The organism is Streptomyces prasinopilosus, from assembly GCF_001419695.1.
GTDB lineage: Bacteria > Actinomycetota > Actinomycetes > Streptomycetales > Streptomycetaceae > Streptomyces > Streptomyces prasinopilosus.
This window is the reverse complement of sequence record NZ_LIRG01000263.1, coordinates 1-9537: the sequence shown is the minus strand read 5'-3', so window position 1 is coordinate 9537 and position 9537 is coordinate 1. Positions and strand designations below refer to the sequence as shown.

The 9537-nt window shown below is 70.5% G+C and carries 8 protein-coding genes; all 8 read left to right on the top strand.

Annotated elements, in window-relative coordinates; genetic code table 11:
* Window positions 1-427 precede the first annotated feature (427 nt).
* A complete protein-coding gene (gene rpsB, locus AOK18_RS12440; protein ID WP_055694373.1) occupies window positions 428-1357 on the top strand; it encodes a 30S ribosomal protein S2 in 930 nt (309 codons plus the stop codon).
* 168 nt (window positions 1358-1525) lie between these two features.
* Window positions 1526-2362 carry a translation elongation factor Ts gene (gene tsf, locus AOK18_RS12435; protein ID WP_055606142.1) on the top strand — a complete coding sequence of 279 codons (837 nt, stop codon included), beginning with the start codon at window positions 1526-1528 and terminating at the stop codon, window positions 2360-2362.
* 190 nt (window positions 2363-2552) lie between these two features.
* A complete protein-coding gene (pyrH, locus tag AOK18_RS12430) occupies window positions 2553-3308 on the top strand; it encodes a UMP kinase (protein ID WP_055694372.1) in 756 nt (251 codons plus the stop codon).
* 181 nt (window positions 3309-3489) lie between these two features.
* Entirely contained in the window at window positions 3490-4047 is a 558-nt protein-coding gene (frr, locus tag AOK18_RS12425; RefSeq protein ID WP_055694375.1) for a ribosome recycling factor, read from the top strand.
* A complete protein-coding gene (locus tag AOK18_RS12420) occupies window positions 4047-5168 on the top strand; it encodes a phosphatidate cytidylyltransferase (RefSeq protein WP_055694371.1) in 1122 nt (373 codons plus the stop codon). The genes frr and AOK18_RS12420 overlap by 1 nt, the downstream gene beginning before the upstream one ends.
* A 172-nt stretch (window positions 5169-5340) precedes the next feature.
* Window positions 5341-6447, top strand: a complete 1107-nt coding sequence (gene rlmN / locus AOK18_RS12415; RefSeq protein WP_055570384.1) for a dual-specificity RNA methyltransferase RlmN — start codon at window positions 5341-5343, stop codon at window positions 6445-6447.
* A gap of 240 nt (window positions 6448-6687) precedes the next feature.
* Window positions 6688-7776, top strand: a complete 1089-nt coding sequence (locus AOK18_RS12410) for a thiamine ABC transporter substrate-binding protein (RefSeq protein ID WP_167738675.1) — start codon at window positions 6688-6690, stop codon at window positions 7774-7776.
* On the top strand, window positions 7752-9452 hold the full coding sequence (locus AOK18_RS12405) for an ABC transporter permease (protein WP_055694370.1): 1701 nt from the start codon (window positions 7752-7754) through the stop codon (window positions 9450-9452). The genes AOK18_RS12410 and AOK18_RS12405 overlap by 25 nt, the downstream gene beginning before the upstream one ends.
* Window positions 9453-9537: the final 85 nt, after the last annotated feature.

Below are 9537 nucleotides of genomic sequence, written 5' to 3'. Positions count from 1 at the left end.
CCGCCGCCGTCGCCCCCGCCCCGGCCGTGAGCAGCAGCGACAGTGCCGACGGCGGGGGCGACGGCGGCGGGGACAGCAGGACCGTCGGGGTCAGGACCAGCAGGACGGCCAGGCGTGCCCAGATCCTCGGAAATCGGCTCACTCGCATGCCGGAGAGCTTCCCCGGAAACCGTGATCACGGCCCGGACCTGTGGATCGCCACCCGGTTGTGGACAACGGCGTCACCCGGTGCCCCGTGGGTCCCGTACACTTCTGATGGCGATCCGGGTCACCGGGTCGACTTCGCACGCCCCGACATCGGGACCGGTCACGACCGCTCCCGGTGTCAGCGCCCCTCGGTCCTTCGTGGCAACGGCGCGTCGCGGGCGTCAGGTGCGGGAGCCGCCGGTTCCCGCGGCACAACCGAGAAAATCAAGGAGATACGGCCATGGCCGTCGTCACGATGCGGGAGCTGCTGGAGAGCGGCGTCCACTTCGGTCACCAGACCCGTCGTTGGAACCCGAAGATGAAGCGCTTCATCTTCACGGAGCGCAACGGCATCTACATCATCGACCTGCTCCAGTCGCTGTCGTACATCGACCGCGCCTACGAGTTCGTCAAGGAGACCGTCGCCCACGGCGGCACGGTCATGTTCGTCGGCACGAAGAAGCAGGCGCAGGAGGCCATCGCGGAGCAGGCCACCCGCGTCGGCATGCCGTACGTCAACCAGCGCTGGCTGGGCGGCATGCTCACCAACTTCTCGACCGTCTACAAGCGTCTGCAGCGCCTCAAGGAGCTCGAGCAGATCGACTTCGAGGACGTGGCCGCCTCCGGCCTCACCAAGAAGGAGCTGCTGGTCCTCTCCCGCGAGAAGGCCAAGCTGGAGAAGACCCTCGGCGGTATCCGCGAGATGCAGAAGGTGCCCAGCGCCGTCTGGATCGTGGACACCAAGAAGGAGCACATCGCGGTCGGCGAGGCCCGGAAGCTCAACATCCCGGTCGTCGCCATCCTCGACACCAACTGCGACCCCGACGAGGTCGACTACAAGATCCCGGGCAACGACGACGCGATCCGCTCCGTCACCCTGCTCACCCGCGTGATCGCCGACGCGGTCGCCGAGGGCCTCATCTCCCGCTCCGGTGTCGCCACCGAGGGCAAGGGCGAGAAGGCCGCCGGCGAGCCCCTCGCCGAGTGGGAGCGCGACCTGCTCGAGGGTGAGAAGAAGGCCGACGAGGCCCCGGCCGCCGCCGAGGCCCCCGCCGCCGAGGCCCCGGCCGCCGACGCTCCGGCCGCCGACGAGGCCGAGAAGCCGGCCGAGGAGGCCCCCGCGGCCGACGCCGCCCCGGCCACCGAGGCCGCCGAGGCCGACCAGGCCTGATCCACCGTCAGGGCTGATGACGGCGGGAGCGGGCGACACGAAGTCCGCTCCCGCCGTCCACCCGTAGGTGCGCGGCGCGTCACGGTTCCCCGGCCCGGACAGTCCACTGTGGACCGCGGACCCCGCAGATCTCCGATCCTCCAGACTTCGAGAAAGATTCACAGACTCATGGCGAACTACACCGCCGCCGACGTCAAGAAGCTCCGGGAGCTCACCGGCGCCGGCATGATGGACTGCAAGAAGGCGCTGGACGAGGCCGAGGGCAACGTCGAGAAGGCCGTCGAGGCGCTCCGTATCAAGGGCCAGAAGGGCGTCGCCAAGCGCGAGGGCCGCTCCGCCGAGAACGGTGCCGTCGTCTCGATCATCGCCGACGACAACTCCTCCGGCGTCCTCGTCGAGCTGAAGTGCGAGACGGACTTCGTCGCCAAGGGCGACAAGTTCCAGGCCGTGGCCACCGCCATCGCCGAGCACGTCGTCGCGACCTCCCCGGCCGACCTCGAGGCCCTGCTCGCCTCCGAGATCGAGGCCGGCAAGACCGTCCAGGCGTACGTCGACGAGGCCAACGCCAACCTGGGCGAGAAGATCGTCCTGGACCGCTTCGCCCAGTTCGCCGACGGCTACGTGTCGGCGTACATGCACCGCACGATGCCCGACCTGCCCCCGCAGATCGGTGTGCTCGTCGAGCTCGACAAGCCCAACGCCGAGGTCGCCAAGGGCGTCGCCCAGCACATCGCCGCCTTCGCGCCGCAGTACCTCTCCAAGGAGGACGTGCCGGCCGAGGTCGTCGAGACCGAGCGCCGCGTCGCCGAGGAGACCACCCGCGCGGAGGGCAAGCCCGAGGCCGCCCTGCCGAAGATCGTCGAGGGTCGCCTCAACGGCTTCTTCAAGGACGCCACGCTGCTGGGCCAGCCCTACGCGCTGGACAACAAGAAGTCCGTCCAGAAGGTCCTGGACGAGGCCGGTGTCACCCTGAAGCGCTTCACGCGCATCAAGGTCGGCATCTGAGTCCGTACCGCGACGGGCGCGCGACCCCTATAGGGTCGTCAGCAGTCGTTCGCACACGCCGTCACGCACGCGCGCGTGCCGGACGACAGCAGATCTGACGAGGAGGCCATTGCCGCATGGGATGCGTAGCACACCCCACCGGCAGTGGCCTCCTTCGTATGTGCAACAGGTGAAAGAGGCGGGATCCCCGATGACCAAGGCTGAGAAGAGCGACGACGGCACAGTGCACGGACGGTTTCTGCTGAAACTGTCCGGTGAGGCCTTCTCCGGGGGCGGAGGCCTCGGCGTCGACCCCGACGTGGTGCACGCCATCGCGCGCGAGATCGCGGCGGTCGTCCGTGACGGCGCCGAGATCGCCATCGTCATCGGCGGCGGCAACTTCTTCCGTGGCGCCGAACTCCAGCAGCGCGGCATGGACCGGGCCCGCTCGGACTACATGGGCATGCTCGGCACCGTGATGAACTGCCTCGCGCTCCAGGACTTCCTGGAGAAGGAGGGCGTGGACTCCCGGGTCCAGACCGCCATCACCATGGGCCAGGTCGCCGAGCCCTACATCCCGCTGCGGGCCGTACGGCACCTGGAGAAGGGCCGCGTGGTCATCTTCGGCGCCGGCATGGGCATGCCGTACTTCTCCACCGACACCACCGCCGCCCAGCGCGCCCTGGAGATCGACGCCGAGGCACTGCTGATGGGCAAGAACGGTGTGGACGGGGTCTACGACTCCGACCCGAAGACCAACCCCGACGCGGTGAAGTTCGACCACCTCGGGTACGGCGAGGTCATCACGCGTGATCTGAAGGTCGCCGACGCCACGGCCGTCACCCTGTGCCGCGACAACAAGCTCCCCATCGTCGTCTTCGAACTGCTGGCGGAGGGCAACATCGCGCGCGCCGTCAAGGGTGAGAAGATCGGCACACTGGTGGGTGACCCGACGGACCGGAAGTGACCGGACCACAAGCACCCGTCCGGAGGGCGACACCCTCGGGGGACGGACGGGACGGGCCGGGCCGGGGGATGGACAATGTCCCACCGGTCGGGAACCGTGCAGGAAGAAGACGCGACGCAGCCGGCCGTCACCCCGACGGGGAACCGCGGCCGGGCCTACTCAAGACACGCAGGAGCAAGTGGTGATCGAAGAGACCCTCCTCGAAGCCGAGGAGAAGATGGAGAAGGCCGTCGTGGTCGCCAAGGAGGACTTCGCCGCGATCCGCACCGGCCGTGCGCACCCGGCGATGTTCAACAAGATCGTGGCCGACTACTACGGCGCGCTGACGCCGATCAACCAGCTGGCCTCGTTCTCCGTGCCCGAGCCGCGCATGGCCGTGGTCACGCCGTTCGACAAGAGCGCGCTGCGCAACATCGAGCAGGCCATCCGCGACTCCGACCTGGGCGTCAACCCGAGCAACGACGGCAACATCATCCGCGTGGTGTTCCCGGAGCTGACCGAGGAGCGCCGCCGCGACTACATCAAGGTCGCCAAGGCCAAGGGCGAGGACGCCAAGGTCTCGATCCGCGCCGTGCGCCGCAAGGCCAAGGACGGCATCGACAAGATGATCAAGGATGGCGAGGTCGGCGAGGACGAGGGCCGCCGTGCGGAGAAGGAGCTCGACGACACCACCGCGAAGTACGTCGCCCAGGTGGACGAGCTCCTGAAGCACAAGGAAGCGGAACTGCTCGAGGTCTGATGAACGACTCTTCCTGGGGGGCGCCGCAGGCCGGGTACTGGGGGCCGCCCGACCAGGGGCCCGCCCAGGGAGCTGTACCGGCGGGTCCCCCGTACGAAGCGCACTACGCGCAGCAGACTCGCCCCGTGCCGGTCGTGTCCGGCGCACCCGAACACGGCGGCGGGCAGGAGGCGGACCAGGGGGTGGCCCGGCCGGGCGGTCCCCTGTTCCGGGACGAGCCGGCGCGGGCGCGCCCCCGTCCCGGGGAGATCCCGCAGAATCCGGAGCCCATGTCCGACACCCCGCAGCCGGCACCCCCACCGCAGAAGAAGACCGCGGGGCGCAACCTGGGTGCCGCGATAGGGGTCGGCCTCGGGCTCGGCGCGCTGGTCGCCGTGTCGCTGTTCGTCGTCAAGGCCGTCTTCGTCGGCGTCGTCGCCATCGCCATCGTGGTGGGCCTGCGGGAGCTGACCAAGCGGCTGGAGGAGCGCAAGGGCATCAAGGCGCCGCTCGTGCCGCTCGCCGTCGGCGGCGCGGCCATGATCGTCGCCGGGTACGTCCGGGGTGCCGAGGGCGCGTGGACCGCGATGGCGTTCACCGCGCTGGCGGTGCTGGTCTGGCGGATGGCCCAGCCGCCGGAGAACTACCTCAGGGACGTCACGGCGGGGGTCTTCGCCGCGTTCTACGTGCCGTTCCTGGCGACCTTCGTGTCGATGATGCTGGCCGCGGACGACGGGCCCTGGCGGGTACTGACGTTCATAGTGATCACGGTCGTCGCCGACACCGGCGCGTACGCCGTCGGCTGGCGCTTCGGCACGCACAAGCTCGCCCCGCGCATCAGCCCCGGCAAGACCCGTGAGGGCCTGCTGGGCGCGGTCGCCTTCGCCATGGTGGCGGGCACGCTGTGCATGCAGTTCCTGATCGACGACGGCACCTGGTGGCAGGGGCTGCTGCTCGGGCTCGCGGTCTCGGTCAGCGCCACCCTCGGCGACCTGGGCGAGTCCATGATCAAGCGGGACCTCGGCATCAAGGACATGGGCACCCTGCTACCCGGTCACGGCGGCATCATGGACCGCCTGGACTCCCTGCTGCCGACGGCACCGGTGGTGTGGCTGCTGCTGGTGGTCTTCGTCGGGAGCTGACACGGCAGGCCGTCCCGGCACCCTGCGAGCCCCCGCGCCCCACCGGGCGCGGGGGCCCGCGCCGTCCCCGGACCCTCACGGGAGGGCTCCGGCGGGGCCCCCGGGACGGCCCGGGGAGCCCCGCGGCCGGTCCGCACGGTCACCCCGATGGATCTGCGACACTGGTACAGCCATGCCTAAGCCCGGAGAACTGACCTTTGTCGCGCCGCGCGGATCCAAGAAGCCGCCGCGGCACCTCGCCGACCTCACGCCCGCCGAGCGCAAGGAGGCGGTCGCAGCGGCCGGTGAGAAGCCGTTCCGGGCCAAGCAGCTCTCGCAGCACTACTTCGCGCGGTACGCGCACGACCCGGAGCAGTGGACCGACATCCCCGCCGGTTCCCGGGCCAAGCTGCAGGAGGCACTGCTGCCCGAGCTGATGACGGTCGTCCGGCACCTGTCCACCGACCAGGGCACCACCCGCAAGACGCTGTGGAAGATGTTCGACGGCACCCTCGTCGAGTCGGTGCTCATGCGGTACCCGGACCGGGTGACGATGTGCATCAGCTCGCAGGCGGGCTGCGGCATGAACTGCCCGTTCTGCGCGACCGGGCAGGCCGGTCTCGACCGGAACCTGTCCACCGCGGAGATCGTGCACCAGATCGTGGACGGGATGCGGGCGCTGCGCGACGGGGAGGTCCCCGGCGGGCCGGCGCGGCTGAGCAACATCGTCTTCATGGGGATGGGCGAGCCGCTCGCCAACTACAACCGGGTCGTGGGCGCCATCCGCCGCCTGACCGACCCCGAGCCGGACGGCCTCGGGCTGTCCCAGCGCGGCATCACCGTGTCGACGGTCGGGCTGGTGCCGGGGATCAACCGGTTCTCCGACGAGGGCTTCAAGTGCCGCCTCGCCATCTCCCTGCACGCGCCCGACGACGAACTGCGCGACACCCTCGTCCCCGTGAACACGCGGTGGAAGGTGCGCGAGGTCCTGGACGCCGGGTTCGAGTACGCGGCCCGGTCCGGGCGGCGGCTGTCCATCGAGTACGCGCTGATCCGGGACATCAACGACCAGGCGTGGCGCGGTGACCGGCTCGGGCGGCTGCTCAAGGGCAAGCCCGTGCACGTCAACCTGATCCCGCTCAACCCGACGCCCGGCTCCCGGTGGACCGCCTCGCGGCCCGAGGACGAGAAGGCGTTCGTGGACGCGATCGCCGCGCACGGTGTGCCGGTGACCGTCCGGGACACCCGCGGACAGGAGATCGACGGGGCCTGTGGCCAGCTCGCCGCGAGCGAGAGGTAGCCTGACCGGCGCAAGGACGGACAACTGCATACCGGGTAACCACACGTTCATTTTCCGACAGGGGAGCGCCACAGCGCTGAGAGTGCGGCATCGGCCGCAGACCCTCCGAACCTCGCCCAGGTCATTCTGGGTAGGGAGATCGGTCCTCACTCGAGCTGTTGCGCCCTGCCCGGGACACCTGTGAGGGGGTCCCGGGCAGGGCCGCGTCTCTTCCTGGTCGCCTCCAGGAGGAAAAAACCGGTGAACACCACCAAGAAGGTCACGATCCTGGCCGCCGGGCTGGGCCTGCTCATGCTGTCCGCCTGCGGTTCCTCCGACGGCGGAGGCGACGGCGGGAGCGGCGGCGGGCAGAAGACCGTGACGCTCGTCAGCCACAACTCGTGGGCCGTGTCCGAGGACGTCGTCGCCGCCTTCGAGAAGGAGTCCGGCTACGAGCTCAAGGTCCTGAAGGACGGCGACGCCGGGTCGGCCGTCAACAAGGCGATCCTGACCAAGGACAACCCCCAGGGCGACGTCTTCTTCGGCGTCGACAACACCCTGCTGTCCCGCGCCCTCGCCAACGGGCTGTTCCAGCCGTACGAGGCCAAGGGCCTCGACCTGGTCCTGCCCGAGTACCGGGCGGGCGAGGGCGAGCACCGGGTCACGCCCGTCGACACCGGCGACGTCTGCGTCAACTACGACAAGGAGTGGTTCGGCGAACGGGGGATCACTCCGCCGAAGACCTTCGACGACCTGGTCGAGCCCGAGTACAAGGACCTCCTCGTCGTCGAGAACGCCTCCACCTCCTCGCCGGGACTCGGCTTCCTCCTCGGCACCGCCGCGAAGTACGGCGACGAGGGCTGGCCGGAGTACTGGAAGAAGCTCAGGGCCAACGGGGTGAAGGTGGTCGACGGCTGGGAGCAGGCCTACAACGAGGAGTTCTCCGGCTCGGCCGGCGGCAAGCAGGCCAAGGGCGACCGGCCGCTGGTGGTGTCCTACGCCTCCTCGCCGCCCGCCGAGGTGATCTACGCCGACCCGAAGCCGAAGACCGCGCCCACCGGTGTCGCCGAGGGCACCTGCTTCCGCCAGGTGGAGTACGCGGGGCTGCTCGACAACGCGAAGAACCCCGAGGGCGGCAAGGCACTGCTCGACTTCCTGCTCACCGAGGAGTTCCAGGAGGACATGCCGCTCAACATGTTCGTCTACCCGGTGCGCGAGGGCGCCCGGGTGCCCGGGGACTTCGCCCGGTACGGACCTCAGGCCGAGAAGCCCGAGACCATGGACCCGGCGAGGATCGCCGACCACCGCGACCAGTGGGTCAAGTCGTGGACCTCGCTCGTACTGAAGTGAGCCCTGCCGGGGCGAGCCCCGCCGAGGCGGGCCGGGCCGCGGCGAAGCGGCGCGGGACCGCGGCGCGGCTGGGTCTGATGGCCCTGCCCGTCGCGTTCTTCGCCGTCTTCTTCGCCTACCCCGTCACCGCGATCGTCGCGCGGGGCCTGAAGGCCGACGGGGTCTGGCGGCTCGGGCGGATCGGGGAGGTGCTGGCACAGTCCGACGTCCGCCAGGTGCTGTGGTTCACCACCTGGCAGGCGCTGGTCTCCACCGTCCTCACCCTCCTGATCGCCCTGCCCGGCGCGTACGTCCTCGCCCGCTTCGACTTCCCCGGCAGACAGCTGCTGCGGGCCGTGGTCACCGTCCCGTTCGTGCTGCCGACGGTCGTCGTCGGTACGGCGTTCCTGGCGCTCGTGGGGCGGGGCGGGCTCCTCGACGAGCTGTGGGGCGTCCGGCTGGACACCACCGTGTGGGCGATCCTGCTGGCGCACGTCTTCTTCAACTACGCCGTCGTGGTGCGGACCGTCGGCGGACTGTGGGGGCAGCTCGACCCGCGGCAGGAGGAGGCCGCGCGGATGCTCGGCGCCTCCCGGTTCACCGCCTGGCGGACCGTCACGCTGCCCGCGCTGGCGCCCGCGGTGGCCGCCGCCGCGCTGATGGTCTTCCTGTTCACCTTCACCTCGTTCGGTGTGGTGCAGATCCTCGGCGGGCCCACCTTCGCCACCCTGGAGGTGGAGATCTACCGGCAGACGTCGGAGATCTTCGACCTGTCCACCGCCGCCGTCCTGACGATGATCCAGTTCGCCGCGGTGGGCGCGATCCTCGCCCTGCACGCCTGGACCGTACGGCGGCGGGAGACCGCGCTGCGGCTGGTGGACGCCTCCCGGACCGCGCGCCGGCCGCACGGCGCCGGGCAGTGGGCGCTGCTCGCCGGGGTCGTCGCCACCGTCGCCGTCCTGCTGCTCCTGCCGCTCGCGGTGCTGGTGGAACGGTCCTTCGGCGCGGGCCTCGGCCACTACCGGGCGCTGACCCGCGACGACGGGGGCGTGTTCCTGGTCGCGCCGATCGAGGCGGTCGGCAACTCCCTGGGCTACGCGGTCGCGGCCACCGCCATCGCCGTGGTGATCGGGACCCTGGCGTCCGCCGCGCTCATCCGGCGGGACGCGGGACGGCTGGTGCGGGGCTTCGACGCCCTGCTGATGCTGCCGCTCGGGGTGTCCGCCGTGACCGTCGGCTTCGGGTTCCTGATCGCCCTCGACGAGCCGCCGCTGGACCTGCGGGCCTCCTGGATCCTGGTGCCGCTCGCGCAGGCACTGGTCGGTGTCCCCTTCGTCGTGCGGACCATGCTGCCCGTGCTGCGGGCGGTGGACGTGCGGCTGCGGGAGGCGGCGGCGGTGCTCGGGGCGTCGCCGTGGCGGGTGTGGCGGGAGGTGGACCTGCCCATGGTGCGACGGGCCGTACTCGTCGCGGCGGGGTTCGCCTTCGCCGTGTCGCTGGGGGAGTTCGGGGCGACGGTGTTCATCGCACGGCCGGACAACCCGACACTGCCGGTGGCCGTGGCACGGCTGCTGGGCCGGCCGGGCGAGATCAACTACGGGCAGGCGATGGCCCTGTCGACGATTCTGATGCTCGTGTGCGCGGTGGCGCTGCTGCTCCTGGAGCGGCTGCGGACCGACAGATCCGGGGAGTTCTAGATGCTGTTGAGCCTCGAGGGCGCCACCGTCCGCTTCGGCGGGCGCACGGTGCTGGACGCGGTGGATCTCCAGGTCGCCGAGCACG

Excerpts from the sequence above, each read along its gene's own strand:
- rpsB (WP_055694373.1), top strand. The coding sequence starts at position 428 with ATGGCCGTCGTCACGATGCGGGAGCTGCTGGAGAGCGGCGTCCACTTC.
- tsf (WP_055606142.1), top strand. The coding sequence starts at position 1,526 with ATGGCGAACTACACCGCCGCCGACGTCAAGAAGCTCCGGGAGCTCACC.
- pyrH (WP_055694372.1), top strand. The coding sequence starts at position 2,553 with ATGACCAAGGCTGAGAAGAGCGACGACGGCACAGTGCACGGACGGTTT.
- AOK18_RS12420 (WP_055694371.1), top strand. The coding sequence starts at position 4,047 with ATGAACGACTCTTCCTGGGGGGCGCCGCAGGCCGGGTACTGGGGGCCG.
- rlmN (WP_055570384.1), top strand. The coding sequence starts at position 5,341 with ATGCCTAAGCCCGGAGAACTGACCTTTGTCGCGCCGCGCGGATCCAAG.